Below are 25601 nucleotides of genomic sequence, written 5' to 3'. Positions count from 1 at the left end.
TAGTCACAATTTTGTGAAGATTGGAAACTGAGACAGGTCTGTGATTTTTGTATAATAAAGTAAAAGTGTAAACAGGAATAAGGAAACAAGGTGAGACGGCTGATCTGCGGTCCGGAGATATTATCAGGCAGGGCAGTTTGTCCCCCGGATGGGAGGAAATATGAAGAAGAGATGTTTTCCGGCACTTTTGACTTTGATATGCATTTTTGTATTGGCGGTATCGTGCAGGCAGGCAAGGGAACCAGGGGAAGAGCCCGTCACAGAGATGGAGGCGGAGGAAGAGATACGAAACAGCTATAGCCGTCAGCAGATTGGGGGATAAAATGAAAGAGATTGTAAAAACAACAGGACTGAAGAAATATTATAAAATGGAAAAGCATATAGTGAAGGCTTTGGACGGTGTGGATTTTCTGGTTAAGGAGGGGGAATTCACGGCAATCATAGGTAAGTCAGGCAGCGGTAAATCTACCCTCTTACACATGCTGGGCGGACTGGATACCCCCACGGACGGGGAAGTTGTCGTAGATGGCAGGAACCTGGGAAGAATGAAAAAGGAACAGTTAACTATTTTCAGGAGAAGGAAGATTGGATTTGTATTTCAAAGTTATAATTTGATTCCGGACCTGAATGTGTATGAGAATATTGTGCTTCCCATTGAACTGGATGGGGGATATGTGGATGAGGATTATATTGAGGGATTGATAGATATGCTTCAGCTGTCAGACAAGAAGGAGGCGATGCCAAATACACTATCTGGCGGGCAGCAGCAGCGTGTGGCCATTGCAAGGGCACTGTCTGCAAAACCGGCGATCGTGCTGGCAGATGAACCGACGGGAAACCTGGACTGCGCTTCCAGCCACGATGTACTGGGGCTTCTCATATCTACAGCCAAAAGGTTCAGGCAGACACTTGTAGTGATCACACACGATGAAGATATTGCACAGCTCTCAGACAGGATCGTCCGTATCGAGGATGGGCGGATCGCTGAAGGGAGATGAGTCTGTGCTGACAAATAATAATAAGAGAATTATTTCAAGGATGGCCCGGAATTCACTTTCAGGAAACAGGAGAAAAAATGCGTTTATCATTATTGCGGTAGTACTCTCAGCATTTATGGTCTCTGCGGTGCTGACACTGGGAGCTTCTTATTACCAGGCCAGCCGGGTCCAGAATATACGCCAGTATGGTGCAAAGCATGATGCGGTAGTAATGGGAGGAGTCAGTGAGAAGCAGATCCGATCATGCAGAGAAGACAGGGAGATAGAGTATGTGGGGCTGAAGGCAAAGTGCGGAAAGGTCCAAAGCAATGGGAGGGATGACACCCTTCATACACAATTTATCTGGTGTAATGATGTATTCTGGGAAAAGCAGAAGAAGCCTGCACTTCAGTATGTTACAGGATCTTATCCCCAAAAAGAAGATGAACTGATGATATCAGAGGCGGCCCTTAAAGAATGCGGAGAAGAGGGGATGAAGATAGGCTCTTCCCTGGAACTTGTTTTTGAAGATGAGACCGGGCTCCACAGGAATACATTTACCATAAGCGGCATTTTTCAGGATTATTATCAGGACAAAGAGGCATATGTCTCGGAAGCCTTTTTTAAGAAAAGCGGATCCAGCCTTTCAGATGTCTTGTCAGGCAGTATGTATCTGGGATTCCGGGACTGGATATGGTCAGAGAAGAAACAGGAGAAATTTGAAGAAGCTCTTCAGCTGGGAAAGCAGCAGGCTTTTTTTATTACTGACGGAGCGGGGGGACAGCTGCAGGTACTCACAGGGATGGGAGGAATTGTCCTGATTACCCTCTGCAGTGCGTATCTTCTGATCTATAATATACTTTATCTGTCTGTCACCAGCCACGTGAGGTACTATGGGCTTCTTCAGACGGTTGGTATGACTGAGAGGCAGATCCGCTCTTTTTTGTTCCGTCAGATGTACTATATGGGCAGTGTGGGAATCACAGCCGGGCTGCTGCTGGGAGGGAGCATTTCAATGGCTCTGCTCCCTGAACTTCTCAGAGGGCTTGGCATAAAAAACGAAGGTGTGATTGAAGTACGTTTCCGTCCATGGATCTATGTGCTGGCGGCAATACTTGTAGGGATCACAATCTATATGGGCAGCCGGAAGCCAGCGAAGATAGCCGGAAGTGTTTCACCTATTGAAGCATCCAGATTTGCAGGCGGACATGCAGGTAAGAAACATAAGAGAATCAGAAAAGGCTGTCCTGTCTTTAATATTGCATGCAGGAATCTGCAAAGGGAAAAGAAGAGGACAGCGGTTGTTGTCCTTTCCATGGGACTCTCCGCATCTTTGTTTTTATGTATTATGACACTTATCCAGAGCCAGGAAGCGCGTACATTATTTCCATTTTATCTGGATTCGGATCTGGTAATAGAAAATGATACCTTTACAAAATTTAACCGCTCCGAATATAAGCAGATATTTGAACAGGAATTTGTGGACAGACTGGAACAGATTGAGGGAGTGGAATCTGTGCATGTAACGTATGCAGCAGACATTATAGTACCGTGGAAAGAGGGACTGCCGGATGATTGGATGAGAGAATTTTATGCCACGTCCATGGCTGTACCATATGATCCAGAAGAGTACAGGGATAATCCGGAAAAGTTTTATTCTGTGATGGCGGGTATTGATAATGAAGAGTTTGAAAAAATAAATGCAGGGCTGGAAAACCCTATGGGTCCGCAGAAGTTTTACAATGGGGAATGCTGTCTGATATACAGAAGTATGCTTGATTTGTCTGATGACTTTCTGGTTGGGCAGAAGCTGCAGTTTTATCCCCAGAAAAATGGGGAAGGCTTCATGCAGGAGATAGAAATAGCAGCTGTGACAGATAGTATGGATATATTGAGATTTACAGGCTATGGACCAAATATCATTGTAAGCAGCGGATGGCTCAATAAGATCATGACAGATGCTTACAGGCAGAGGATAGCCCTGCACTACAGGGAAAGGTACGATGAAAATACAGAGCAGCAGATAAGAGAAGTTGTGCAAAACGATTCATGTGCTGTTGATTCCAGCATAGAATCAAGGATTCAGATAAGAGAGAATCTAAGGAATACTCAGGGCAATATCATGATATTCGGTGTTGGTATTGCTGTTCTGGTAGGATTTATCGGGCTGATGAATTATATTAATGCGACGATCAGTAATTTGAGGAACAGGCTGAAGGAATTGTCTGTGCTTGAAAGTATCGGCATGACAGGCAGACAGACCAGCAGGATGCTGTTCTGCGAAGGCTTGCTGTATGCGGGCCTGACAATCCTGTTTACCGTCTCTGCCGGGCTGGGGACCACTTATATGATTTTCCAGTTTATGAATACCATGCATGCTCCATTCACGGTTCCTCTGAATCCGGTCATAATCAGTATCCTGCTGATCACTGCTGTCTGTACCGGGATTCCTATGGCGGCATATCAGGTGCTGGTTAAAAAGGCCAGCGTTATTGAGAGAATCAGAGATTCATAAACCGCTCCATGAAAATTACATAAAGGTATGGTATAATTCTTTGTAACTATTCAGCAGGTCTGTGCATTTACTCCACAGACAATGGAGGGAAACGATGCTGCAAATATTAGTGATCGAGGATGATAAAGATATTCAGGAGGTTCTTAAAAATTACCTGACGGCAGAAGGATATAGTGTTTCGCTGGCTGGTGATGGTGTGGAGGGGATAGCTGCATTCCATATAGGAAATCCGGACCTGGTGCTCTTAGATATTATGATGCCCAAAATAGATGGTTTTGCAGTCTGTGAACTGCTCCGCAGAGAGTCTGACGTGCCTATTATCATGGTGACGGCCAGGGACAGCATGGAGGACCAGGTAAGGGGGCTGAAGCTTCTTGCGGATGATTATATCTCCAAGCCTTTTGATATGCCTGTGCTGATGTGCAGGATCGCTGCAGTCCTCAGAAGGGCAGGGAAAGGCCAGGCGGCCGGGCGCCTCAGGCATGGAATTTTGGAAATGGATCTGGAGGGATACCATGTGTATGAGGAGGGGAGGGAGATAGAGGTTACGCAGAAAGAATTTGAGCTGCTGAGGACATTTTTGGCAAACAAAGGAAGAGTATTTACCAGGCAGCAGCTTCTGGACGAAGTCTGGGGGATGGATTATTTCGGGGATGAGCGCATTGTAGATACACATATTAAGAACCTGAGGAAAAAGATGGACAGTGATTATATACAGACAGTCAGAGGGGTGGGATACAGAGTTGAAAAAAAATGTCAGAAGTAGTCTTTCAGTAAAGATATTCCTGCTCACATGCCTGCTGCTCTGTCTTATAAGCGGAATCACTTATCTGTGCATTGCAAGGATGATGCCTGCAGTGTACACGAACCAGCTGGAAGAGAAACTGGGACAGGCGGCTGAGGATCTGAAAAAAGAATTAGAAAGACATGATTCTGTCGAAAATGCTGTCAGTGTGCTGGATTATTTCGAGGCGGACCACCAGGCTTCTGTAATCATTTTAGATGAGGAAGGCAATGAGGTCTATCCTGCCAGGGAGACGGCAGTATATGAAGAATCGGTCAGTAAGGATCTCGTCAGTGATATGGATATGGCTGGCGTGGGAATTACTGATGAGCAGGCCGCAGAGGAAGCGCATGACAGCAGTGCGGCATCCGCTGAACAGGTGCAGAATGCCGCAGAGGAAGTACATGATGTCAGTGCGGCATCCGCTGAACAGATGCAGGTTACAGCAGAAGCATCCGATATATATACAGTGGAGGGCGCAGGCACAAAGAGCTACAGTATAAAGGTAGGGGATGCTGCTTATACAATGCTGGTCAGGGGGACTTTGCAGCAGGTTAGCCAGGCAGTGGAAGTTCTAAAAAGTATTCTTCCATATATCATAGCAGTTATAGCGGCAGCTTCTTTCATTTGTGCTTTAGGGGCAGCATTTTATCTGGCTGCGCCCATCAGGAGGATCAGCAGCATATCACAGGATATGGCAGAATTGCGGTTTGACAGGAAATGCAGCGAGAAACGGCGGGATGAGGTCGGTATTCTGGCCAGGAACCTGAATGCCTTATCAGAAAAGCTTTCCGTGACCCTTAAGAATCTGCAGGAGGCTAACCGGCAGCTAAAAAGTGATATGGAAAAGGAAAGAGAGCAGGAGCAGAAAAGGACAGCTTTTTTTGCTGCTGTCTCTCATGAACTGAAGACACCTGTTACCATATTGAAAGGGCATATTGGCGGCATGCTTAAGAGGGTGGACGGATATCAGGACAGAGATTATTATCTGGAGCGTTCCTATGAGGTCACTGACAGTATGGAAGGGATGGTGCAGGAAATACTGACCATATCCAGGATGGATGCCCAGGAAGGAATCACAAAGAAAGAAAAACTGGACCTGTCAGAGATCATCAGACGGCAGTTTGCCCAGATGGTTGAGCTGATGGAGCAGAAGGGCCTGGACTGGAACGTGGAGATTCCGGAGCATATATACTGTATGGCGGATGAATCTATGATGAATAAGGTGTTCCGGAACCTTATTATGAATGCAGTGCGTTATTCACCGGAAGGGGAAAGGATAACGGTCCGTGCCCGGGAAAATGAAGGGGAGATATTCTGCGGGGTAGAAAATACAGGAATACATATTCCTGAAGAAGCGCTCCCCAGGCTCTTTGATGCTTTTTACCGGGTGGACGACTCCAGAAACCGCAGCATGGGAGGCAGCGGGCTGGGATTGTACATAGTCAAAATGGCGCTGGAATACCATCAGGCTCAGTTTGGCGCCTGCAATACAGATCAGGGGGTAAGTTTTTACTTCTCCATGAAAAACACATAAAACTGCCAAAAGGAATACAAATATCCCTGTTATGATACATCTGTAATCAATCAAAAGGAAGATATCCGCCGGATTGAGAGCGGATGAGAAAAGAAAGGGGTATATTATGAAATCTAAGTATTTAGTATGTATGGCAGCAATGGGGCTTTTTGCCTGTACGAGTCTTACCGCTCAGGCGAAGACTCTGGGAGTTGATGAGGGTGATGGGGGTATCAGATATTATACAGATGGAGGGGCAGCTTATTCTGTGGACCTTGATTCAATGACTGATGAGGAAAGAGAAAAATGGGAGGCAGCCGACAGGGAGAGAAAGAGAGAAAGCCTGGCATATCTGGAAAAATACGGGGTAACGTATGATGCAGATACAGACAATATCCTTTATAAGGGAAAAGTGGTAAGGTGGCTTCTGGATGAACAGTATGAGAATACGTATATCACATTTTTTTCCAGCAAGGGAGAAATCGACCTGTATACAGTCCGGGATGAAAACAGTAAGCTGACAGGAGTCAGGAAAGCAACCAAAGAAGAATATGATAAGCAGACGGAAATTCAGGAGATAAATGAAAAAGGCAGTGAAGAGGCATATTTTATAGAAAGTTCAGATTCATCTTACTGTATAGGTGAGGGTGAAGCCATGGAGGGAATGATTACAGAAGAGGCGGTCACCACAGCAGTGGCTGACGGGAGCGGTGTATTGACAGAAGAGGAAAAAAAGGCAGAGAAGAAAAAACGCCGGGAATACGAGGAGGCAGGCATTGGCGTAAATAAGAATGGATGCTGGACCTGGGAAGGAAATATGATTTTCATGTTGATGGATGATGACGGCAGTATGTATCAGAATGGACTTGAAAAAGCAAAAGAAGCCCGGATTTATATATATGTATCCAGAGATGATGAGGGGAATATAATAAAAGCTGAAAAAATTACGCCCAAAGAAATGCTGCAGAAGAAGGCAGATGAAGAGTAAGGCGGTACACAGGAGGTAAGAAGATGCATTTTGAGCCGAAAGCAGTCACACTGAAGGATGGAAGGACACTTGTACTGAAGAACCAGGAGCCGGAAAATGCTCTGGAAATGCTGGAATATATGAGACAGACATCTGCGGAGACTGAAAATATGGTCAGGTATCCTGAAGAAGTGGAGATCAGTGAGGAGGAGATACAGCGGAAAAAGGAAATGCTCAAAGAGAACCAGGAGGATAAGAGGAGTCTGATGCTTGGAGCATTTCTGGATGGAAAGCTGGTGGGCAATGCAGGTATTCAGAGTGCAGGTGAACGGTTCAAAATGAAACACAGAGCCAGTTTTGGCATAGCGATCATAAAAGAAGCCTGGGGGCTGGGAATCGGCGGCATGCTTTTAGATATACTCCTTGAGGAGGCGCCGGGCATGGGCTATGAGATGGTTGAACTGGGGGTATGCGAGGGGAATGAGAGAGGGATATCCCTCTACAATAAAAAAGGATTTATCCAGTGCGGCAGGATACCAAAGGCTTTCAAGCTGAAAGACGGTACTTACCGTGATGAGATACTCATGTACAGAATGGTGAAGAAGACTATGGAATAATGGAGGGGCCATGCGGCGGCAGATCTGACTGTTTCCGCGTGGCCCTTGCTGCGTATTTAAAATAAGGAATCTTCCGGCCAAACGGCTTTTTGCCTGGTTCTCTTCAGCCGGACTCCCTTCAGCCAGGCCCCGGCTGCCAGCTGATGGCCCAATGGAGTCAGGTGGACGCCGTCCACGGTGATTTTGCTGTATCCCTGTTCCCGGGCCGCACCATTTAACAGATCCTGCAGGTAAATGAAGGGAAGATGGTATTTGTCTGTCAGCTCTTTTATGCAGAGATTAATTTCATTCACAAGAGGGAGCCAGTTTAAATATTCCTGCGGGTAAGGGAACAGAAAAGGTCCCATACAGACGATCTTGGCTGAGGTATTTGCCTGGATGGACAGCAGAAGCTGTTCATAATAAGCTGTAAAGCCGTAATCCTTCAGGCTAAGTCCTGTGTTCATACAGATGGAGGCATCGTTGATCCCGGCCAGAATGCTGACCATATCAGGCCGGCATGAAAAACAGTCCTGAGAAAGATTGTGTATGATCCGCGGCAGGGTAAAGCCGTCATGGCCTTTATTTATGATTCGGAAGTTTTGGGCTGAGTCCTTCAGCCTGTCAGCCAGAACCGATACATAGCCGTCTCCAAGTCCGTCAGCCCGGCCAGAGAACAGACGTCCGGCGTCTGTGATGCTGTCGCCCAGAAAAAGAAGAGTTTTCATAATATCCTCCGTTTTAAAGCTTGTCTGAATAATACTTTCCGTGAGATATACCGCAAAGTGAGGCGTGCAGACTGAGGGAATGAATTTTCAAACAGGCTCTTTTTTTATTTATAATACGATATTTTTATCTTAACATCTAGTGAACGAGAAGTAAATCAGTAAAAGCGTGTACGCTGGTTACTTCAAACACACTCTAAGACCATCTTTATGCCCCGGGCATCTTTTTTACACAATCTTCATATCTGCATAATTATAATATAGATATTAATTCAGTTATTTGCCCCAAGCAGGATACACGTTTCGCAGCAAGAATGCCCAGGCATTCCTGGAAAACAGGTTCAGGGCAGAAAATAGATTATCAGGAGGTCTTATTTATTATGAAAAGGATTATATTTGAAGGAGCAGGTACGGCAATCATCACCCCTATGAGGGAGGACGGTTCAATAAATTATGAGATGTTTGACAAGCTGCTCAAGAAGCAGGTCAGGGAAAAAGCAGACGCGGTTATTGTGGCTGGTACTACAGGGGAGGCTTCCACATTGACGGATGAGGAGCATATAGAACTGGTGCGGCATGCTGTTAAGACGGTCAGGGGCAGGCTCCCGGTCATTGCGGGAGCAGGGAGCAACAATACGGCACATGCAGTCTGGCTTTCCGGAGAATGTGAGAAGGCTGGCGCAGACGGTCTTCTACATGTAACACCATATTACAACAAGGCATCACAGAAGGGCCTGTTCCTGCATTTCTCAGAATGTGCAAAGGCCTCAAAGCTCCCTGTCATTCTTTATAATGTGCCGTCCAGAACAGGGGTCAATATTCTTCCAGACACTTATAAGAAGCTGAGTGAGATTGACAATATAGCAGCGGTAAAGGAAGCCAGCGGAAATTATCAGCAGATCACCGATATAGGCGCTCTTTGCGGTGACGATCTGACTGTTTATTCAGGAAATGACGACCAGGCAGCAGATATTTTGGCTCTTGGGGGAAAAGGAGTCATCTCTGTGCTGGGAAATATTCTTCCAGAGGCCGTCCATGATATCTGTATATCGTATATGAAGGGAGATGCTAAAAAAAGTGAAGATCTTCAGCTGAAATACCTTCCTTTAATGAAAGCGCTCTTCCTGGATGTGAATCCGATCCCGGTAAAACAGGCCATGCGTGTCATGGGATATGATGCAGGCCCTTGCAGGCTCCCCCTCTGTGATATGGAACAAGACACGGCTGAAAAAATGTATGAAGTTATGGCCGGGTACGGACTTATAGAGCGGTAAACGGACACAAAACAGTTTGCCTAAGCCTTTGAAAAATGGTATACTTTCACATACAAGCATAGTAAAGGAAAGTTGGTGGAAGAAATGTACCGAATTGCCATCTGTGACGATGATGAAGCTTTTTTGCATCACTTGGGCCGGGCAACAGAAGAAATCCTGACAGTCAGCGGTCTTGTGCGCGGCAGCGATTTTGGTATGGACCTGTTTAGTCAGGCTGCACAAGTACAGAGCAGGGTTCTGGAGGACAAAGATTCCTACAGCCTCCTGCTGCTGGATATAGAGATTTCCAGGGAAAATGGAATGGAGCTGGCACGGACGCTCCGGGAACAGCAGGTTAAATGCAGTATCATCTTTATAACATCCCATCGGGATTATGTATTCGACTGTTTTGATACCCGTCCCTTATGGTACCTTCTCAAGCCTGTGGATTTAGAAAAATATAAAGAGATCCTCTTATCAGATTACCGCAGGAATTATGCCGGCGCACGGCTGGCTCTAAAAGTAGGCGGAAGGCAGCTTGCCATCCTGTATCAGGATATTTACGCGCTGGAATCCACCCAGCACCATGCAAGGATCTGGCTTGCAGACAGTTATCAGGACTGGAACGGCGCCTTGTCCGCTTTGAAGCCCCAGCTTCCGCCAGTCAGTTTCTGCCAGTCCCACAACAGTTATCTGGTGAATCTCAGTCACGTCAATGAGATTCAGCGCACGGACGTGCTAATGGACAACGGAAAAAAATTTCCCATCAGCCGCCGCTATCATGACCAGGTCCTGGAGAGATATTTTGCCTATCTAAAGTTATAACAAAGGTATAAAAAACGCTGTTTTCCGAGAAATTGGAATTGACAGCGTTTTTAATTTACTCTTTTTCTCCAGGAATGAGCAGTGCAGTGCGAACCATAACCGTATCCCCCTCCTGCCTGACCTGCAGTATACTTTTGTATTTTTTCGCAATTTCCGACATAGCTTTCATGCCATAGCCGTGTCCCGGACCTTTCATACTGATAAACAGCCCTGTTTCTGCGTCCACCAAAACGGCTCTCTCACAGTAATTGATGGTCTCAATAAAAAGATAGCGCCCACGCACGTGCATTGTCAATTCGATGGTGCGCTTCTTCTCCTCTGAGAGAGAGGATACCGCTTCGATGGCATTGTCCAGCATGTTCATTACGAGGATGCAAAGGTCGCTGTCTGTCACCGGGAGATCGGCAGGCACCTCCACATGATACTCCATCTGAATCCGCTCTCTTTTTGCACTGGCCAGTGAGCGTGTCACCAGAGCATTGACGAGGGGGTGCTGGCATACCTGCAGAGGCAGAATGTCTTCTGTCTCCTCCGCCAGTTCTTTCAGGTAGCTTTCCAGACGTTTGTTTTCTCCCTGCTGACTTAGATCCAGCATGGCGTGCAGGTGACGCAGCATGTCATGGCGCATGGCAGATATTTCTGTACTGCTTTCCTGGATACTTCTGATATTCTCTTTCACCAGCTCATTTCTTGCTGTCATCACAGAAAGGGCGCTTTGCGTATCGGCGGCTTTTTTCACAGTCAGCAGGAAACTGATCCCGCCGGCGAGGAACAAAAGGATTCCGCCGCTGTACAGAAATGCTTCGTATAAGAAATAACCCGGCATTCGCAGGATACTGGTCAGGATGGAAGCTTTTCCGGCCATTGCGCAGCCAAGAGCGTCCAGGAGAATGACAGCTGTGACAGCAAGGAAAGCAGGAGTAAACAGGCGGTAAACGGTATTTCTGTCCTTCCATTCCAGCACAACGAAAACCCCCAGCGCCAGAAGAGGAATATAAAGAACGGCATCATAAGAATATGAGGAAACAGCCGTGAATACCGGAATCCTTCCCATGATATGCAGCCCCACAGACAAAACAAGTGGAATAAGCAAAAAAGGCGCATACCATTTCTTCCAACGCTTCATCTGTGTGAGCAGATACAGCAGAGGCAGACCATAGGCCAGGGGAACCAGCAGTTCTGAGGTGATGAAATCCAGGGCAAAATGAGAGCTGAACCGGAATTCAAAATCGAGCAGGATACGCAGTGCCTGTATGAGTGCTGCCAGCGTCAGCAGCAGGATGGAAAAGGACTTTCTGTCATAGTAGAGATTATAGAAAAATAATCCCAGCAGCAGGACAGCAGCCGTCATGCATACAGCGGCAGGTATGGAAATACGGTTGGCGTCACTGACCAGCAGCTGTGTCTGGACTGCTTCACTGGACAGGCGGATCATCGGTGTGCTGTGTTCCTTTATAGCTGTATTGGCGGCGGCCGCGATGGTCAGAGTCTTTCCGCCATAGCCTGGCGGCAGTGACAGGCGCACATATTCCCCCATACCCTGAATGCCTTGATACTCCTCAGAGAATTCCACATGACCGATCCGGTTATCCAGCGCCGGATTGGCTGTGTATAGCAGCGCGCCGTCCAGAAAAACGCTCTCCTGCCAGGCCATGCCATCCAGCTCCAGAATGGTATACCCGCCATCCTCCAGTTCCTGATCCAGTGTTCGGGAAAGATAGATAGTTTCGCCAGAATTTTCGGACAGTTCCTCTACAGTGATATTCTTTTTGACCCCGTCCTCCAGTCTGTAGATTTCCCATCCATTATTGTCTGTAAATACCGGAGTCAAAAATAATCTTTCCGCGTCAGTATACATATAGGAATAGAGGAAAGAGGCAGCCAGCAGTATGATTACAGCATACAGAGGGAGCAGCCCCATATTCCATTTGGGTTTAATTGTTTTCAAAAAGGCACCTCCTTTGATACAAGGATAGCAGGAAAGGAGGTGCGAAATCAAGCCAAAATCTTACCAGTTAGGGGCATTTTTCGGCCAAACAGGAATATTTGTATATGTGCCGTCATGGTTTATGCATATAAGCCGTATCGGTAGCTTTGTGAATATTACTTTTTAAGCTGTAAGCCGTCTTTGAAGGCTTCGCCAACTCTTTCAGTCACCTTATAGTAACCATGCGTATATGGGTCAAAGGCAATAGCGTTTACTAAGGACATGTCAATCTTACCGTCAGCTATGACGCTTTCATCTGCTGTCACATTTACCACTTTACCGATGACGCCGCATCCGTATTTTCCGTTCTGATACTCAATAAATTCACATTCTAAGCAGAGTGGGAATTCATTGATAACCGGAGCGTCCAGTATCTCGGATCTGCTTGCTGTAAGACCGCTGTTTTCAAATTTTTTTAAAACTCTGTTCCCTGACTCAACTCCAAAATAATCTGCCTCTACCACATGGGCAGCGTCGGCAATGCTTACTGTAAATGCACCTCTTGCTTTGATGTTTTTTACTGTTTTATGTGTCTCTGTCAAATTTAGAACCACATTGCCTCTTTCCTGCATCGTGCCCCATGCAGCATTCATGACATTAACACTGCCGTCTTCATTGTAAGTTGCCACCATTAAAACAGGCATTGGAAAAATACCTTCTGTTATCTTAAGCTTTTTTCTCATTACGATTACCTCATTTCTTATATAGGATTGACAAATATTGTGTTCTTATATATGATTGTATCATGCAGCAGAAAAAGTACAAGTACCATCTTTAAAGTTAGGTACTATCAAAAAGGAAAGTATAAAATGATAAAGAAATATATAGAGAATGCAAATTTTGAAGATACAGGATTCAGTTATACGCTGTCGCTTATATCTGGAAAGTACAAGATGGTTATCCTTTACTGTCTGATGGAGTTTGAAATTGTGAGGTTCAATGAATTAAAACGATATTTGAAAAATGTGACGGATAAAACACTTAGCAATCATTTGAAAGAGCTTGAATCAGACAGGCTCATTATCAGAAAAGAATATCCTCAGATACCGCCAAAGGTTGAGTACAGTCTGAGTGACAGAGGAAGATCTCTGATGGATGTGTTAGACCAACTATGTATTTGGGGTGAGAAGAACAGAGAATAGCATTATCGTTTATGATAAGGTGTTTGTAGCCGTATTAGTACATTTCAGGTTGGCAGAAAGAAAATAAGAATTTGAGGAGGAATAAAATGAAAGAAAAAAACATAAAAGTCTTAATCAATGGAAAGCGGTTCAGCCAGCAAGATATGAATGTTTGGAAAAAATCCAGATTAAAAAAAGCATACAGAACTTTACATATAAAAATTCCACAAAATGTAACGTTATCAGAGATGAACAGGAGATTAACAAAGATAAAAGTTCAATTTTCTGATGATGAAATCAGGAGGATTCTGAGAAAGAAACTATTTTTAAGCAGATATGTGATGAAAATTGCATGTATACTTTCTGGAAAAAAACGGCGTGCATCCAGGACAACAATACTGGCAAAGGGAATAACCGCTGATAAATTTAGTCAAATGCTGGATTCCTTAATGGTAGAAGCCACAAATGAAAATCGGAAAGTGAATTTATCAGTCTATCCTGAACACTATGTCTTAACACCTGATAAAAATGGAGTTTTAGAGGTTATTGAAACAACCGGGAATGCACCAATACCAGTACAATTTTTTATTACATTTGGTGATGAAAATGGAATAATAGAGCCTAAAAACCCTCAATTTAAATACCAGTCAGCGGGTGTGGCAAAATTAAAAGACGGAACGGTTATTGGCGGTGTAAGACATCAATTCAGAAACACGTCTGACGGAATGGAATGCAGGTTAGTAGTTGAATTTCCTGTATTGTGTCCTAAAACAATAGTCAAAGCTCATCAAAAACATTTAGCTGTTGAATTTACAAACTGGCTAATATGGATTATTGAAAATTAAAAGAAAATTTGAGGTGATGTAATTTGGATAATAAGCATAAAAATGAGAATGAACAAGAGAACTCCCTGACAGTTGCATCTATTATTGCCCGGGGGTCAACTTGTGCTTGTATAGGATATGCAGTTGGATGGTGGTTAACAGATGATACTCTAAAAAGTCTGACTGGACTGGTTGTTGGATTTATAATTGGTATTTTTTTAAAGAAAATAATGAAGTAGATCAACGAGGAAACCATATCCGTGTCCGAACCTTTTGAAAATACAGGACAGTCAAATAAAATTGAAAACGAATTAAATAATTGGATAGGCTGCAGATGAAATAATTGAATTTGTCCAAAGATATTGCATAAGTAACAGAGGCATGACTTGAACTGGGAGTCATGCCTTTTATTACCGCGAACAAACCATTAAATTAAATATATAATAACAGATGCAATAGTACTTGTAAGTCCCACAGCTGCCTCATAAGGAATCAGTTTCATGCGTTCTTTGATATTCATGAACACAGAGCCGCCAGTGGCATGGAAAAATGAACCATGAGGCAGGGAGTCAATAACAGTAGCGCCTGCATGAATCATTGCAGCGGCTGAAATACCGGGAACCCCAGCTTCTAATAATGTTCCTGAGAATGTCTGAGATGCAATAGTTGCCCCGGCTGTAGTGGAAGCGGTTGCTCCGGCCATTAGGATCCCGGAGAGCGGTGCAAGAATAAATGCCGGCATATTCATTATCTCCAGCAATGTAATCATGTCATACTGAAGAGCTGATGTTTTAATAATGCCAGCTAATGTACCTGTTCCAATCAGGAGAATGGATACACCGATTACTTTACTAAGTCCAAATTCAGTATATGCGATAGTGTTTTTTGCATTGCCTGTGACAATAATACTGATAATGCCGCCCAGAGGAAGTGCAATTAGCGGGTCAATGCTGATGCCGGAGACGGGTCTTAAGGCTAAAAGAATGATCACTGCAAGAGGTCCGGCAATGGCAGCCATTAAATTTGGCAGATTTTTAGGAGCTGCTTCACCTGAACTTTCATAATTATCGGAAGCCTTTTTTGCCAGAAATCCAGAAAGCAAAATTGTTACAATCAGTGCAAAAAGAGCAGGAACTATATTTTTCATCATTAAGGCTGTAAGATCAATCCCAAATGCTTCAGAGGCAGCAATTGTATTAGGATTTGGAGAAATAATATTTCCGGCTTTACCGCCGCCTATCATTGCGAGTAAGATGCCGGCTTTGGAAAGATTGGCTTTCTTACCTATAGCTATAGCGATTGGCGCTACGGTAATAACAGAGATATCTACAAATACACCTACAGCACAGATAATCATTGTTGCAATAGATATTGCAGCTATTGCGCGTTTCTGCCCCAGTTTTACAACGATTGTGTCTGCTATTTTTTCAGCAGAGCCTGTTTTTATCAGGGCACCGGCTAAAATTCCGGAAGTCATAATCCGTAATACAGATGACATCATGCTTTGAGCGCCAGATACCATTGTATTTACAGTTGTAACTAAACCTCCGCCGCCAATGATGCCGCCAACCAGAGCCCCCAGAATTAAGCTATATGCAGGATGAATTTTTTTAATAATCAAAATGATTGCAATAACAAGTCCGATCAAAGCGCCTGCTGTTGAAAATGTATATTCCATTGTTTAAGCCCCCTATTGTAAAGTTTTAATCAGCCGAAAGACCTGCTCAACTGTTTTGGTCATATTACTTTTTGCAATATCATGGTCCATTGCATCTGGCAGTGAAACAACTCTTCTTAAAATTGGAAAAAATGCATCTATTCCAGCTTCGTTGCATACAACAGCATCTTCTGTTACACATCCAGAGAACGCAATTACTTTTTTATTATATTTCTTTGCAATATTTGCAACACCGATAGGTGCTTTGCCCATTACTGTTTGTGAGTCGAGACGTCCTTCGCCGGTAATAACAATATCAGCTTCTTTTATGTATTCCTCCAGATTTGTTTCTTCTAATACAATTTTGATCCCTGATTCCAGCACTGCATTTGTGAAGGTAAGAAATGCGAATCCAAGACCGCCGGCAGCACCTGTTCCGGCATGATTCATATTTGCAGTTGGATATTTTTCCCGGGCTAATGCTGCATAATAGCGAAGCCATTTGTCCATCTGCATGATCATCGATGGGGTAGCTCCCTTTTGTGGACCAAATATAGCGCTGCATCCCTGCTCTCCGCAAAGTGTATTTGTTACATCACAAGCGATTCGAAATGTACATTCTTTTAATTCTGGAATAACGTATTCGTCTGTAATTTTGTCAAGACTCTCAATCCCCCCGGCACCATAGGGAATCTGCCTGCCATCTTTATCTAAAAAACCAAAACCTAAAGCCTGCAGCATTCCAATCCCCCCATCATTAGTGGCGCTGCCGCCGATCCCGATGATAAAATGATGACATCCGTTTCTTATAGCATCAACAATCAATTCTCCAACTCCATATGTAGTTGTTACGAGAGGATTCCTTTCACTTTCTTCAACTAAAGTAATTCCGGCAGCGGCAGACATTTCTATGACAGCTGTCCTTTTTTGGCCGGATGAAACTTTGTCCATGATGCCATATACAGCATCTACAGGTTTTCCAAGAGGTCCTGTTACAGAGACGTGTTTTAAAGTTCCATTCATTCCGAGAGTAAGTGCTTCAACAGTTCCCTCTCCACCGTCCGCCAGAGGTCTGACAATTACGTTTGCATCTTCAAAAACTTTTTTAATGCCATCTGAAATAGCATTACCTGCTTCAAGGGATGTCAGGCTTCCTTTTAACGAATCAATTGCGATCACTACATCCATATTAAATTCCTCCTCAAAGATTATTTCCAGTGTGACTGTCCGCTTCATGTCCAGTAACTTATTTCTCGCCTTTGTTAGAATAATAATACTGGACTTTATGAAATTGTGATATATTATAAATAACAATATTAATTGAAAAAACAAATGAAAATATAGTATAAAGAATAAAGGAGAGCATTTTATGTCAGTATACTTATCGAAGCGCACAGCACAGAAAATTGTTGATACGGTAAAAGATGTTTGTGGATATGACATTAATTTTATCAATCCCAAGGGCATCATTTTTGCCAGTACTGACTTTTCCAGAATCGGTGATTTTCATGAAATAGGGAAAAGGGTAATTGAAAAACAGGAAACCATAGAGGTAACATCGGATGACAGTTTTTATGGAACTCACAAAGGGGTAAACATTCCATTTATATATAACAGAGAGCTGATAGCTGCTATTGGAATAAGCGGCGAACCGGGTGAAGTCAGGCAATATGCCATGTTAGCGCAAAAGATAACATCATTGATCTTAAGGGAACAGGAAATTGATTCTTTTAACTATGGAAAGAAGAATCAAATGAATTATTTGATTCGTACCTTAACAGAAGGAAATGATATTGATTTTGAATTGGCAAAGGACTTATTGAGTGATTTAGGACAAAGCGTTGAGGATATCTATAGAGTAGTGCTGGTGGAATTAAATTCTCATTATAACCCAAGTAATCTTTCTATGATAGAAAATCAGATATATCGTGCATTTGAGGTAATTAAAAATCCAATCTACACTTTTCAATATCCAAACCAATATATTCTGCTTATGCCTGAAAACCAATATCATAAATGGGAGTATGTTTTTAAAAATCTGTCAGAAAAGTACGGACAGATTCTTTCAGTTGGTGTTGGAAGCTGTAATTCACTTTGGAAACAGAATATTTCATTTCAATCAGCCTGTACAGCTATAGCAAGCTTAACAGAGGAAAGTTCGTTTGCATGTTTCGATGAACTGGAATTAGAGATTATCCTTGGGTGTGTGAATGGGGCTGCCAGGGAAGAATATCTTCAGAAAATGATCGGAAAATTTGGCAAAGAAGAGATCGCTCTTTTGAAAACATATTTTGACGAAAATATGTCATTAAAGGATACAGCTGAGAAGTTATTTATTCATAAAAATACCTTACAGTATAAACTTAAACGTATTTATGATATTTCGGGATTTGATCCCCGGTGTTTTCGGGACGCAGTGAAATTGTACCTTGCGGTTAGATTAGCTTAGAGATTATATTCATGTGAAGTAAGATAATTTTGATAAGGCTGTTCCTCCTCACAGATTACAGTCCCTTTTATAAAGAGTATTTGAGATAAACATATCCTGCGGGTGTTACCGGTTAGTGCATTCAATACTGTTTTTATTTTATATTTATGATATAATTGATGAAACTGTAATCTGTAAATAAGACGAAGCCATTGAACGGAAAAATTGTAAAGATGGGCATAAGTGACACCTATGAAGAAAGAATGGTCTGAAATAAATAAAACTGTACAGGCACAAATCAAAAAGATAGATACTTACACAGATGGCATTGCTGCATTGTTTGATCTGCGTAATAGACTGATGAATACACTTACATCACTAAAGGACGAATTAAGCAGAGAAGATTTTAATGCAATGCCGTTTATAAATGCCGATGGTTATCATAGTAAGAGTATTGCGTATTCTATATGGCATATTTTTCGCATAGAGGATATTGTTGCACACACATTGATAAATGGTGATGAGCAGGTTTTCTTTTCAGGGAATTATGGTGAGCGGATAAATGCGCCAATTGCCACAACAGGAAATGAACTCGTAAAATATCAGATAGCAGAATTTTCAGAAAAATTAAATTTGAGTGAGCTTTACTCCTATATTTTTGAGGTTAAAGAGAGTACTGAAAAATTAATCAAAAATTTATCTTATACAGATATGAAAAGTAAAATTTCAGAGGGCAGAAAAGACGATTTAAAATTCTTAAATGTTGTAAGTACAGATGAAAGAGCAGTATGGCTTATTGATTATTGGTGCGGAAAAGATATAAAAGGGTTAATTCAGATGCCTTTTTCAAGACACTGGATTATGCACATTGAAGCAAGTTTGCGTATTAAAAATAAAATATGCTCAAGCTGACAGCTCACATTTTGGCCATTTCATATTGAAAAAGTAATGATAAATTCAGGAGGGAGGGATGGGAATATGAATAAACCAAGATACATGGAGGAATTGATGAAAATCATTTTTTTATGGCTGGGTATCGCTTTTGTTTTTATGGGAATCCTATGTTTTTTAGGTATATTAAAACCTAATGCAAGCTCAATGGTCCAGGAGCCTACTATGCTTGGAATCATTTTTTCTTTGTTGGGCATAGTTTTTATTGTTGTACAAACCATCTTTAAAATACTTGCCGCTAACAAAAACAAGCTTTATTCCGAATTGCTTTCCAGCGGAACTAGAATTAATGGAATAGTGGAAAAAGTATATTTGCAAAAATATATGCAGTATGGGGATAAACATCCATATAGGATTCTTTATACCTATACTTACCAAGGTGAAGTACATCATCATAAAAGTTATTTTTTATGGGATAAACCAAATTTTGCGCCAGGGGATTCAATTGAGGTGTATATAAATGATCTTGGTAAATCAACTGTTGTGTTATAGATAAGCTAATGGCTGCCCAGCAGTCTGGAAATTTGAATTTAAGAGAGTCTAAATTTGCTTGGAGCATATAATTTGAAAACTTTGTTGTCAGGAGTAAGCCAAAATAAATATGTTTTACACTATTGCTTATAAATCGATATTTTTGAGGGGAAGGAAATGATACCAGAGTATAAAATATCTAATTATGACAAAATGAAAGACAGCATGGCAGATGTATTTTTACAGTATAATCAGGAAGAAATAATTTCCAAATTTTCATTAGAGTACGATAAAAAATATCTTTATGTTCTGTTTGTAGATAGAAAATACCGCATAAATCGAGAAACAGGGGCAGTCAGTTGGTCGGAAGAAATTTTTTCAAAACATTGGTGATTATTTTAATGGAAAAACAGAAGAGTTATCTTTCGCATGCGAGGCTCTTCATGGAAAAAGATTGGAAAAAGGAGATGTAGCTTATAAGCTCAATCTGTTTTCATTCCTTTCAATAATTCTGAGATTTTGGGAAGCAGATGAAGACTTTCCTCCCACTATGCAAATTTTGGTGGATAAAAATGTTGTCGATTATATGCATTACGAAACTTTGATGTTTGCAATTACTCATATGTTTGACCGTATTAAGAAAATATGTGCTGATGTAATAAATTAAGGTCAGGTTTGTACAATTAAAGAAATCACGCAGAGGAGAAAAAATGGAGATTAGAATAGAGCATGGTACTGACGCGGATTTGGATGTCATAGAGCAGCTGTACAATGACCTGCTTGACGTACTTGAAACAGGTATGAACTATCCCGGTTGGAAAAGAGGTATTTATCCAACCAGGAAGGATGCGTTAACTGGAATAGTCGAAAATAGCTTGTTCGTAGCACGAAGCGGTGACAGCATTGTGGGGGCTTTCATCCTGAACCATAAGCCCGAAAATGGCTATGACAATGCTAAGTGGCTGTATGGTGGTGATTACAGCTTAATATTGGTAGTACATACTCTCGTTGTCCATCCTGCCTTTATGAATAGGGGGATAGGGTTACAGCTACTGCGTTTTGCAGAAAAATGGGGGAAACAAAACGGTATGAAAGCAATTCGCTTGGATGTCTACGAAAACAATGTGCCTGCAATCGCATTATATGAACGCTGCGGCTATCAATATATTCAATCGATTGATTTGGGGTTTGGTCATTATGGATTGGATTTGTTTAAGCTATATGAAAAGCTTTTAAGTGATGTTGCAGATTAGAATTTATAATGATGGTAATTATATGAGGCATTTGGGATTTCATATATTGGACTCATATTTTTGCTCATGCTGTTGAATAGAAGCATGAAGCAGATAAACAAAAGGAGAGGATATAATGAGGAAAATAAAAGGAATGTGTTTTCTATGTATAAGTATTTTTATTATATTTGTAAGTACTGCCTTTAAGAATGCGGAAAAAACGCTGAATTTTACGAGTAAGGAAAATAAGAAACAGATATATGATGATATTGAGGCTGAAGATATTTGCCGTGTTAATCTGAGCGGGAATGCTAAATCCATTATCATAAGGCAAAGTGAAAATAAATATTTTGAATTTAATAATGCGGATTTGAATACGGATCATACATATGAAGTTCATTGTGAGGTGAGCGGTGATACACTGGATATTAACATTTTGATGGACAATCCAGAAGCGGATAATAATGTTCTTGGTTCTTTTGTCATTTACATTCCTCAGAAAGAATTTGAAAAAGTTGAAACAACAGGGGATTTTGGCCATATCTATTTTGAAACAATAAACTCGGATGTGTTAATACATGCAAATAAATCAGTAGTAATTCTTGACTTAGAGGCTGACCGGTTGGATCATAATATCACATTGGAGGATTCAGAATCAAATGCATTTCGAGGGGTCTCAATTTATTTGGATAAATTACCGGATAATGTCAGATTGGATTTAAATATAATTCAAAATGGTACCATAAATGCTCCGCAGAACATACTTAAACAGAACAGGTTTGAGTCAGGTTCAGGGAAACCTGTCATAAGTATCAATAATACAAAAGATATAAATATTTACGTAGAAGAATGAAATTGTCTGTTGAGTTGAAAAGTTAAAATTTGGTGTAAAGGGGAGGCAATGAAAAAGAAAAACGTAATAAAAGGCATTACTGCAGTGGTTATTATTAGGGGATAATATAAATATTTCAAAATGTAGATAGCAAGAAATTTTTATTTGAATCAGATAAAACTGAGAGAGAAAAATGGTTTTGTCAAAGTAATTACAGGAGTAAGAAGATGTGGAAAGTCATATCTTTTGTTCAAGCTTTTCAAAAAAGACTTGAGAGAGAGGAAAAAGGCTTCGCAAACAGCTGGAAGTTGATTTTATTGCGTATAAAGGAAATAACAAATATTATATTCAATCAGCGTTTTCTCTTCCTGATACAGATAAGAAAATGCAAGAGGAAAGACCATTACTTTCTATAGGCGATTCCTTCAAAAAAATAGTGATTGTTGGAAATCATATTAAACTGAAAAGAGATGAGGCAGGAATTACAACAATGGGAATCAGGCAGTTTTTTTGGGAACAAAACAGTCTGGATTTATAGAAATATAGAGTAACCACCGGCTATGATACCCTCAAGCAGGACGTCATAGCCGGTGGTTATTATTTTCATATAATTTTATAGCATGCTCACCCTTTTACAGCCCCGGCCATAATTCCATTCTGAAAACTTCTCTGGAAGATCACATAGACAATAACGATGGGGATGATCGAGATCATCATACCGGCCGCCAGCAGCTGGTAGTCAGTGGTGTGTGCGGACTGGAAAGCATATAAAGCATAAGGGATCGGATATTTATCCTGCTTGAAGATATAGATCATAGGTGCCAGAAGATTATTCCAGGATCCCATAGCAGTGATGACAACCAAAGAAGACCAGGCAGGATATGTATTAGGCAGGACTACCTTTGTCAGGACTTTTATCTCTGAGCATCCGTCCAGCCTTGCTGCCTCCAGCATAGAATCGGGAATAGATACGAAAAATGAACGCATCATCATGATCGCAAAGCCTTCCCCAGTACCAATAGACAGAAGGGAGATGCCAGTCAGCGTATTCAGCAGCCCCATAGACTTCAGCGTAAAATATAAAGGAAGCATTATAGTCTGAAAGGGTATCATCATTCCTATGAGCAATATGTAATAGATCAGATTTCTGCCAGGGTAACGGAACTTTGCGAAGGAGTAGCCTGCTAAAGTGGCTACTGCCAGAGTTCCGATAACTGTAAAGACCATCATATACAGGCTGTTTAAGAGGTAGTGGCTGAATTTTCCTATTTTCCATGCTTCCATGTAATTGTTGATAATGTCCCATTGGCGGGGCCATGTAAATGGTCCTCTTACCGCATCCTTTGCTGTCCTGAAGGAAGTAAGGATAATTGTGAGGAAGGGGATCAGTGTATAGACAAGTGCTATTATCAAAACGGTATATGTCACAATTTTCAGAATAAGCTTATTTCTGCGTTTGCTGTGCGATCTCATCATGCCTCGTCCTCCTTACCTATGGATTTATTATATACTACAGTAAATATGATCATAAATAGTCCCAGCAGGATGGCTGCGGCAGAACCATAGCCGAATTTGTTGAAGGTAAAGGCCTGTTTGTAAATATAGTAGGTCATGATCTGGGTGGCGTCATTGGGCCCGCCGCTGGTCATTACGAGTACAAGGTCATAGACTTTAAAGCAGTCGATCACAGTATAGATAAGGACTGTATTAATGACAGGTTTGATCTGGGGCAGGGTCACGCTGTAAAACAGCTGCCACTTATTTGCTCCGTCAAGTGTGGCTGCTTCTTCCAGTTCCATATCTGTGCCCATAAAGGAAGCGATGAAGATTACCATACAGAAGCCAAAATATGTCCAGCCTCCTGTTATTGTGATACCCAGCATGGCAGTTTTTACATTTCCTGTAATTGCAATATCGGAGCCGTTGCCTCCAAACATGTTTATCAGCATAGTAACAAGGCCGTTTCTCGGATCATATATCCACTTCCATACCGCCCCGTACACAACAGCAGATATGATCCTTGGAAAAAAGTAAACGGATCTGAATAAAGTGCGGCCTTTAATGCCCGGCCTGGACAGGACATACGCCAGCAGCAATCCGGGCAGGACACCGAATATCAGGATTCCCACTGTGTAAAATACATTATTAGTAAAAGCTTTCCAGAAGACTGAGTCATGTATCAGATCAATATAGTTCTGCATGCCTACATATGTCTGCTCAGTGACACCATCCCAGTCCAGCGTACTGTAGTGAAAGGCCTGAACAAGGCTGTATCCGAAGAAAACGAAGAAAAACAGTAAGGCGGGAATAATCAGCACATATCCCATTATGACCTGGTTCCTGTGTAAAGATGATTTAAACAAAGGCTTTTGCATAGATATTACCCTCCCAATTATATTCAGGAACGCCCTGACGTTCCTGCTGCGAGGCGCGCGTCATGCAGAGCATGGCATCATAAAGCTGCGCGCCTCTGCAATCCGCCGGAGCGGATATCTTACTTCACTTTAAATGCGCCTTTTGTAAGTCCTGTTTCTATATCCTGCAGTCTGGCGGATTCTGCCTCAGCAATAAAGGAGGCCTCATCCAAAGACTGGACCGCCAGATTCTGTCCTGCCTTTGAGAAGAAATCAAATGATGCCGTTCCAAGCCACATGTTAATTCCGGCTGTGTTCTGGAGTGTCTCGTCTCCCAGCAGTTCTACAACCCGTTCACTGAGAGGGGAGAGTTCCACATCGTATTCCTTCATGTACGGAGGCATTGTTCCTCCCACTTCCGCCCATATTTTAGCTGTATCCGGGTTATTGATGGAAAAGTCAATAAACTGGTAAGCGGTATCTTTTACCTCAGAGCCGGAGTAGACCAGATAAGCCCCGCCTGAGAAGTTTACCTGGGAGCCGCCGTCAGCACAGGATGCGGAGCCAGGGAATGGATAGATGGAGGTTGTAAAATCCACTTTTTCCGTAATGTTTCCAACCTCCCAGTTTCCAGTTATCCAGCATGCATAATCTCCGCTGAAAAACATCTGCTCCTGGTCTCCGTCAACCTCCGGATGGGCTGGGAAGTATCCTTTATCCAGCCAATCCTGGATACAATTTACAGCCTTCCTTACAGATTCCTTATCCCAGGAGCCGTCATTATTCATGCAGTCCTGTATTTCGTCCTGGGTCATATATGCATAAAGCACAGTACCAATAAAGTTCATATTATTGTACCACTGAGAATCAAGTGTGTTGGCCAGCACCTGGTATCCGGAATCCTTGATCACGGCCATATCCTCTGTGAGCTCTTCAATTGACTCAGGAACGTCCAGCCCAAGCTCATCAAAGATGGCCTGATTGATATACAGGCTCATCGTCTCCATCTCATTGCCGACTCCCCATACATATCCATCTGCACTGGGAATCTCCCAGCAGGCTGACATAATATTGTCTTTCCAGCCATATTCATCATAGACAGATGCAAGATCCTCATAGTAGCCAGCCTTTACATAATTTCCAACAGTACCGATTCCGGCTTCATAATATACCAGGTCAGGAGCATCACCTGACATAAAAGCAGCCTTTAATGTCTCGGACAAAGTAGCCCCGTCTTTAGCCACACGTTCTACAGTTACATTAGGATGGGCTTCCTGGTATGCCGCGATAATATCTTCCTGGGCCTGTCCAAGAGAGCCGTCTACAAAGGTATCCCAGATCGTAAGGGTGACTTGCTCAGAACTTTCTGTTTTAGTAATATCAGGGATTATTTTTCCAGCTTTTTCACTTGCGCCGCCATTATTTATGCCGGCAAATACAAGTGTTAACATTGCTCCTGTTAATATTAAGGACATTGATTTTTTAAACATTCTTATTAACTCCTTTCCCAATACACAATATTATAAAGTTATGTTATAAAGATCCTTCAAAAAGACTTCCTTCAAAAAGACATGCGCTAAGACATA

The 25601-nt window shown here is 42.2% G+C and carries 28 protein-coding genes; 20 read left to right on the top strand and 8 right to left on the bottom strand.

The features are described from left to right. Positions 1-160 precede the first annotated feature (160 nt). The 7 genes from NSB28_RS10150 to NSB28_RS10120 all read left to right on the top strand — a co-directional run bounded on the left by NSB28_RS10150 (position 161) and on the right by NSB28_RS10120 (position 7376). Positions 161-322 carry a hypothetical protein gene (locus NSB28_RS10150; RefSeq protein ID WP_257497496.1) on the top strand — a complete coding sequence of 54 codons (162 nt, stop codon included), beginning with the start codon at positions 161-163 and terminating at the stop codon, positions 320-322. Position 323: 1 nt separating this feature from the next. Then, positions 324-998 carry an ABC transporter ATP-binding protein gene (locus NSB28_RS10145; protein ID WP_109625112.1) on the top strand — a complete coding sequence of 225 codons (675 nt, stop codon included), beginning with the start codon at positions 324-326 and terminating at the stop codon, positions 996-998. 4 nt (positions 999-1002) lie between these two features. Beyond that, positions 1003-3492, top strand: coding sequence for an ABC transporter permease (locus tag NSB28_RS10140; RefSeq protein WP_257497495.1), 2490 nt, complete (start codon positions 1003-1005; stop codon positions 3490-3492). A gap of 94 nt (positions 3493-3586) precedes the next feature. Further along, on the top strand, positions 3587-4258 hold the full coding sequence (locus NSB28_RS10135; RefSeq protein ID WP_109625110.1) for a response regulator transcription factor: 672 nt from the start codon (positions 3587-3589) through the stop codon (positions 4256-4258). Beyond that, positions 4236-5813, top strand: coding sequence for a sensor histidine kinase (locus NSB28_RS10130; RefSeq protein ID WP_109625109.1), 1578 nt, complete (start codon positions 4236-4238; stop codon positions 5811-5813). The genes NSB28_RS10135 and NSB28_RS10130 overlap by 23 nt, the downstream gene beginning before the upstream one ends. 106 nt (positions 5814-5919) lie before the next feature. Then, on the top strand, positions 5920-6780 hold the full coding sequence (locus tag NSB28_RS10125) for a hypothetical protein (RefSeq protein ID WP_257497494.1): 861 nt from the start codon (positions 5920-5922) through the stop codon (positions 6778-6780). 23 nt (positions 6781-6803) lie between these two features. Beyond that, complete coding sequence (locus NSB28_RS10120; protein ID WP_109625107.1) at positions 6804-7376, top strand: GNAT family N-acetyltransferase; 573 nt, start codon at positions 6804-6806, stop codon at positions 7374-7376. A gap of 56 nt (positions 7377-7432) precedes the next feature. Here the strand turns inward: NSB28_RS10120 and NSB28_RS10115 are convergent, their stop codons facing one another. Next, complete coding sequence (locus NSB28_RS10115) at positions 7433-8083, bottom strand: SGNH/GDSL hydrolase family protein (RefSeq protein WP_109625106.1); 651 nt, start codon at positions 8081-8083, stop codon at positions 7433-7435. A gap of 377 nt (positions 8084-8460) precedes the next feature. Here NSB28_RS10115 and dapA point away from each other — a divergent pair, with 377 nt between their 5' ends. Together dapA and NSB28_RS10105 are read left to right on the top strand one after the other, a co-directional pair. Continuing rightward, entirely contained in the window at positions 8461-9354 is an 894-nt protein-coding gene (gene dapA, locus NSB28_RS10110) for a 4-hydroxy-tetrahydrodipicolinate synthase (RefSeq protein ID WP_109625278.1), read from the top strand. 84 nt (positions 9355-9438) lie between these two features. Then, a complete protein-coding gene (locus tag NSB28_RS10105; protein ID WP_109625105.1) occupies positions 9439-10158 on the top strand; it encodes a LytR/AlgR family response regulator transcription factor in 720 nt (239 codons plus the stop codon). A 55-nt stretch (positions 10159-10213) separates the two neighbouring features. Here NSB28_RS10105 and NSB28_RS10100 read toward each other — a convergent pair whose 3' ends face one another. Next, entirely contained in the window at positions 10214-12106 is a 1893-nt protein-coding gene (locus NSB28_RS10100; RefSeq protein WP_109625104.1) for a sensor histidine kinase, read from the bottom strand. A gap of 155 nt (positions 12107-12261) precedes the next feature. Next, positions 12262-12828 (bottom strand): flavin reductase family protein, encoded by a 567-nt coding sequence (locus NSB28_RS10095; RefSeq protein ID WP_109625103.1) that lies wholly within the window; start codon positions 12826-12828, stop codon positions 12262-12264. A gap of 126 nt (positions 12829-12954) precedes the next feature. Between NSB28_RS10095 and NSB28_RS10090 the strand changes: the two genes are divergently transcribed. From NSB28_RS10090 to NSB28_RS10080, 3 genes are all read left to right on the top strand, one after another. Further along, complete coding sequence (locus NSB28_RS10090; RefSeq protein ID WP_109625102.1) at positions 12955-13287, top strand: winged helix-turn-helix transcriptional regulator; 333 nt, start codon at positions 12955-12957, stop codon at positions 13285-13287. A gap of 86 nt (positions 13288-13373) precedes the next feature. Then, entirely contained in the window at positions 13374-14111 is a 738-nt protein-coding gene (locus NSB28_RS10085) for a hypothetical protein (RefSeq protein ID WP_257497493.1), read from the top strand. Between the two features lie 23 nt (positions 14112-14134). Continuing rightward, positions 14135-14329, top strand: coding sequence for a hypothetical protein (locus tag NSB28_RS10080; RefSeq protein ID WP_109625101.1), 195 nt, complete (start codon positions 14135-14137; stop codon positions 14327-14329). Positions 14330-14517: 188 nt separating this feature from the next. Here NSB28_RS10080 and NSB28_RS10075 read toward each other — a convergent pair whose 3' ends face one another. Beyond that, the gene (locus NSB28_RS10075; protein ID WP_109625100.1) at positions 14518-15768 is read right to left on the bottom strand and encodes a GntP family permease; all 1251 of its coding nucleotides are present in this window, start codon (positions 15766-15768) and stop codon (positions 14518-14520) included. 12 nt (positions 15769-15780) lie between these two features. Beyond that, positions 15781-16935 (bottom strand): glycerate kinase family protein, encoded by a 1155-nt coding sequence (locus NSB28_RS10070; RefSeq protein WP_109625099.1) that lies wholly within the window; start codon positions 16933-16935, stop codon positions 15781-15783. Positions 16936-17116: 181 nt separating this feature from the next. On the opposite strand from NSB28_RS10070, the gene NSB28_RS10065 reads away from it, so the two are divergent. The 8 genes from NSB28_RS10065 to NSB28_RS25100 all read left to right on the top strand — a co-directional run bounded on the left by NSB28_RS10065 (position 17117) and on the right by NSB28_RS25100 (position 21973). Then, positions 17117-18196 (top strand): CdaR family transcriptional regulator, encoded by a 1080-nt coding sequence (locus NSB28_RS10065; protein WP_109625098.1) that lies wholly within the window; start codon positions 17117-17119, stop codon positions 18194-18196. Between the two features lie 231 nt (positions 18197-18427). Further along, positions 18428-19087: a phage head-tail adapter protein gene (locus tag NSB28_RS10060; RefSeq protein WP_109625097.1), complete on the top strand. Its 660-nt coding sequence runs from the start codon at positions 18428-18430 to the stop codon at positions 19085-19087. Positions 19088-19153: 66 nt separating this feature from the next. Continuing rightward, complete coding sequence (locus tag NSB28_RS10055) at positions 19154-19618, top strand: hypothetical protein (protein ID WP_109625096.1); 465 nt, start codon at positions 19154-19156, stop codon at positions 19616-19618. A gap of 156 nt (positions 19619-19774) precedes the next feature. After that, positions 19775-19990, top strand: a complete 216-nt coding sequence (locus NSB28_RS10050) for a hypothetical protein (protein WP_109625095.1) — start codon at positions 19775-19777, stop codon at positions 19988-19990. Next, positions 19935-20264 carry a DUF3786 domain-containing protein gene (locus NSB28_RS25105; protein ID WP_109625094.1) on the top strand — a complete coding sequence of 110 codons (330 nt, stop codon included), beginning with the start codon at positions 19935-19937 and terminating at the stop codon, positions 20262-20264. Before NSB28_RS10050 ends, NSB28_RS25105 begins: the two co-directional genes overlap by 56 nt. Positions 20265-20307: 43 nt before the next feature. Next, a complete protein-coding gene (locus tag NSB28_RS10045; protein ID WP_109625093.1) occupies positions 20308-20850 on the top strand; it encodes a GNAT family N-acetyltransferase in 543 nt (180 codons plus the stop codon). 115 nt (positions 20851-20965) lie between these two features. Continuing rightward, positions 20966-21682, top strand: a complete 717-nt coding sequence (locus NSB28_RS10040) for a hypothetical protein (protein ID WP_109625092.1) — start codon at positions 20966-20968, stop codon at positions 21680-21682. A gap of 144 nt (positions 21683-21826) precedes the next feature. Continuing rightward, positions 21827-21973, top strand: coding sequence for an AAA family ATPase (locus tag NSB28_RS25100; protein WP_187374139.1), 147 nt, complete (start codon positions 21827-21829; stop codon positions 21971-21973). Between the two features lie 312 nt (positions 21974-22285). Here the strand turns inward: NSB28_RS25100 and NSB28_RS10035 are convergent, their stop codons facing one another. The 3 genes from NSB28_RS10035 to NSB28_RS10025 all read right to left on the bottom strand — a co-directional run bounded on the left by NSB28_RS10035 (position 22286) and on the right by NSB28_RS10025 (position 25505). Beyond that, on the bottom strand, positions 22286-23137 hold the full coding sequence (locus tag NSB28_RS10035; protein WP_109625090.1) for a carbohydrate ABC transporter permease: 852 nt from the start codon (positions 23135-23137) through the stop codon (positions 22286-22288). After that, positions 23134-24036, bottom strand: a complete 903-nt coding sequence (locus NSB28_RS10030) for a carbohydrate ABC transporter permease (RefSeq protein WP_109625089.1) — start codon at positions 24034-24036, stop codon at positions 23134-23136. Before NSB28_RS10030 ends, NSB28_RS10035 begins: the two co-directional genes overlap by 4 nt. A gap of 119 nt (positions 24037-24155) precedes the next feature. Beyond that, positions 24156-25505, bottom strand: coding sequence for an ABC transporter substrate-binding protein (locus tag NSB28_RS10025; protein ID WP_109625088.1), 1350 nt, complete (start codon positions 25503-25505; stop codon positions 24156-24158). Between the last annotated feature and the right edge of the window lie 96 nt (positions 25506-25601).

This window comes from Murimonas intestini (assembly GCF_024622195.1).
Classification (GTDB): domain Bacteria; phylum Bacillota; class Clostridia; order Lachnospirales; family Lachnospiraceae; genus Murimonas; species Murimonas intestini.
This window is presented reverse-complemented; position numbering and strand designations above follow the sequence as displayed.

What these genes read in the sequence shown, in the direction of transcription:
- NSB28_RS10150 (WP_257497496.1), top strand. Translation starts at nt 161, where the DNA reads ATGAAGAAGAGATGTTTTCCGGCACTTTTGACTTTGATATGCATTTTT.
- NSB28_RS10145 (WP_109625112.1), top strand. Translation starts at nt 324, where the DNA reads ATGAAAGAGATTGTAAAAACAACAGGACTGAAGAAATATTATAAAATG.
- NSB28_RS10135 (WP_109625110.1), top strand. Translation starts at nt 3,587, where the DNA reads ATGCTGCAAATATTAGTGATCGAGGATGATAAAGATATTCAGGAGGTT.
- NSB28_RS10125 (WP_257497494.1), top strand. Translation starts at nt 5,920, where the DNA reads ATGAAATCTAAGTATTTAGTATGTATGGCAGCAATGGGGCTTTTTGCC.
- NSB28_RS10120 (WP_109625107.1), top strand. Translation starts at nt 6,804, where the DNA reads ATGCATTTTGAGCCGAAAGCAGTCACACTGAAGGATGGAAGGACACTT.
- NSB28_RS10115 (WP_109625106.1), bottom strand. Translation starts at nt 8,083, where the DNA reads ATGAAAACTCTTCTTTTTCTGGGCGACAGCATCACAGACGCCGGACGT.
- dapA (WP_109625278.1), top strand. Translation starts at nt 8,461, where the DNA reads ATGAAAAGGATTATATTTGAAGGAGCAGGTACGGCAATCATCACCCCT.
- NSB28_RS10105 (WP_109625105.1), top strand. Translation starts at nt 9,439, where the DNA reads ATGTACCGAATTGCCATCTGTGACGATGATGAAGCTTTTTTGCATCAC.
- NSB28_RS10095 (WP_109625103.1), bottom strand. Translation starts at nt 12,828, where the DNA reads ATGAGAAAAAAGCTTAAGATAACAGAAGGTATTTTTCCAATGCCTGTT.
- NSB28_RS10090 (WP_109625102.1), top strand. Translation starts at nt 12,955, where the DNA reads ATGATAAAGAAATATATAGAGAATGCAAATTTTGAAGATACAGGATTC.
- NSB28_RS10085 (WP_257497493.1), top strand. Translation starts at nt 13,374, where the DNA reads ATGAAAGAAAAAAACATAAAAGTCTTAATCAATGGAAAGCGGTTCAGC.
- NSB28_RS10075 (WP_109625100.1), bottom strand. Translation starts at nt 15,768, where the DNA reads ATGGAATATACATTTTCAACAGCAGGCGCTTTGATCGGACTTGTTATT.
- NSB28_RS10070 (WP_109625099.1), bottom strand. Translation starts at nt 16,935, where the DNA reads ATGGATGTAGTGATCGCAATTGATTCGTTAAAAGGAAGCCTGACATCC.
- NSB28_RS10065 (WP_109625098.1), top strand. Translation starts at nt 17,117, where the DNA reads ATGTCAGTATACTTATCGAAGCGCACAGCACAGAAAATTGTTGATACG.
- NSB28_RS10060 (WP_109625097.1), top strand. Translation starts at nt 18,428, where the DNA reads ATGAAGAAAGAATGGTCTGAAATAAATAAAACTGTACAGGCACAAATC.
- NSB28_RS10055 (WP_109625096.1), top strand. Translation starts at nt 19,154, where the DNA reads ATGAATAAACCAAGATACATGGAGGAATTGATGAAAATCATTTTTTTA.
- NSB28_RS10050 (WP_109625095.1), top strand. Translation starts at nt 19,775, where the DNA reads ATGATACCAGAGTATAAAATATCTAATTATGACAAAATGAAAGACAGC.
- NSB28_RS10045 (WP_109625093.1), top strand. Translation starts at nt 20,308, where the DNA reads ATGGAGATTAGAATAGAGCATGGTACTGACGCGGATTTGGATGTCATA.
- NSB28_RS10040 (WP_109625092.1), top strand. Translation starts at nt 20,966, where the DNA reads ATGAGGAAAATAAAAGGAATGTGTTTTCTATGTATAAGTATTTTTATT.
- NSB28_RS10035 (WP_109625090.1), bottom strand. Translation starts at nt 23,137, where the DNA reads ATGATGAGATCGCACAGCAAACGCAGAAATAAGCTTATTCTGAAAATT.
- NSB28_RS10030 (WP_109625089.1), bottom strand. Translation starts at nt 24,036, where the DNA reads ATGCAAAAGCCTTTGTTTAAATCATCTTTACACAGGAACCAGGTCATA.
- NSB28_RS10025 (WP_109625088.1), bottom strand. Translation starts at nt 25,505, where the DNA reads ATGTTTAAAAAATCAATGTCCTTAATATTAACAGGAGCAATGTTAACA.